Origin of the sequence: Kitasatospora sp. NPDC047058 (genome assembly GCF_040643935.1) — a bacterium.
In the GTDB taxonomy this organism is placed as follows: Bacteria; Actinomycetota; Actinomycetes; order Streptomycetales; family Streptomycetaceae; genus Kitasatospora.
On the sequence record NZ_JBEYVJ010000793.1, the window covers coordinates 1 to 1,768 of the forward strand.

General features: G+C 71.3%; 1 protein-coding gene. It reads right to left on the reverse strand.

Annotation, left to right across the window (positions count from 1 at the left end; genetic code table 11):
• Positions 1–70: 70 nt before the first annotated feature.
• Complete coding sequence (locus tag ABZ885_RS40555; RefSeq protein WP_360200137.1) at positions 71–1,237, reverse strand: serine hydrolase domain-containing protein; 1,167 nt, start codon at positions 1,235–1,237, stop codon at positions 71–73.
• Positions 1,238–1,768: the final 531 nt, after the last annotated feature.

Here is a 1,768-nt window from a genome sequence, read left to right on the forward strand (position 1 = left end):
GCGGAGTGCTTCAGCAACTCAAGATTTGACCACGGCAAAGGTCCGGAGGCCAACCGCCCCGCGGCCCGGCTCAGAGCACCAGCTGGTCGAAGAGGTTCGGGCCGTTGGTGGTGGACACGGCGATGGCCAGGTGCTCGCAGGGGAGGTAGTCCTGCGAGGCGGAGTAGCCGAAGAACAGCGGGTGCTGGGAGATCCAGTCGTCGAGGATGACCACGCCCATGCCGTAGTGGGTCGCCTCGGTGTTGGGTAGGCAGAACCTCGCCGGGCACTTGTCGGTCGGGTGGCCGAGGCCCACCGTGCCCGGGTCGAGCAGCTCCCGGTAGGCGGACGGGGAGAGCAGCTCGCCCGAGCCGATGCCGACGGCCCCGCGCGCCAGGTCGCAGATGTCGGTGGTCTCCACCGCACCGGGTGCCGTGGTCCACGAGGGGTTCCAGAAGGTGGACTCCTCGTACGTCCCGCGTTCAGCGGTGAAGGCGTGCAGGACGGGGGTCGGGATGTCGGGCGTGAAGCTGTTGCGGGTCTCGCGCAGCCCGAGCGGACCGGTGACCTTCTGCCGGAGCAGGACGTCCAGCCGGGTCCCGGTGATCTTCTCCAGGGCGGCCCCGAGGAGGACGAAGTTGGCGTGCGAGTAGCTCCAGTTGGTCCCCGGGTCGTACCACAGGTCCCGGCTCGTCGAGATGCCCACCAGCTCCTCGGGCGTCCACTGGCGGAACGGGTTCGCGTAGACGGTGGGGCCGAACTCGGGGGTGGTGACGTAGTCGACGAGACCGCTGGTGGAGGCGCCGAGCATGCGCAGGGTGATCCGGTCGCCGAGGTCGTGCGGCAGGTCGGGCAGCCAGCGTCCGACGGTGTCGTCGAGGCCGACCGTGCCCTCGTCGACCAGCCGCAGGAGCGCCGTGCCCATGTAGCTGATCGCCACGTTGCCGTTGCGGAAGTGCATGTCGGGCTCGGCCGGGACGCCCGTCATCGACTCGCCGAGCGCGCTGGTGATGACCTCGCGGCCGTCGACGGTGACCCGCAGGATCACCGACTTGAGGTCCATCTCGGTCTTGGCCTGCTCGGCGATCCGCAGGACGTCGAGCGCCGGGCCGCCGGCGGGCAGGGCGGAGCCGACACAGGGCCGATGGTGGCCGCCGTCACTCACCGCCGCGCCGGCGGTGGTGACCGGTGTGCCGAGGGCGAGGAGCGCGGTGACCGCGGCGAGGCGCAGCAAGGACATCCGGCGGGAGAGGTTCATGTCCCGCAGTATCGGCAGGGCCTGCCCGGAGACCGGACCGGGCGGACGCCGACCCGCGCGAACATCACCCGTCGGGCCCGCACGGACGGTCGGCACCGCCCGGCCGGGCCCGGCGTCCCGCTTTCCGTGCGGCGCGGCGCCGGGCGGCCGGCCGAGGGGACGGCCTCCGGGTGTGCGGGACGATCCGTCGGCGTCCTTCCCGGCCGCCGGATTGGGCGCGGGGAGGCCACCGGCCGTTCGGTCGGGCGGATTTCGCGGGGGCGGCCCGTCCGGCCGTGATCGGCGGGAACGCCGGTGCCGTTCCGGTGCGCAGGATCTCCCGGGCGATGGGGCGGATGGGCGTGGCGTGCCCATTCTGCGAAATGCCGGCCTGCGTGGATCGTATGCGTACTGCCAGGGGTCGGCGCGGCGTGGGCCAATTACTGAGTGTTGACGGATTATCACCCATCGGAGTCACCCGAGTGGTGGTGATGCACCCCCTGGCGGACCCGTGCGGCGTTCACATGTCAACCACACGTCCTTGAAGAAACA

Excerpts from the sequence above, each read along its gene's own strand:
- ABZ885_RS40555 (WP_360200137.1), bottom strand. The coding sequence starts at position 1,237 with ATGAACCTCTCCCGCCGGATGTCCTTGCTGCGCCTCGCCGCGGTCACC.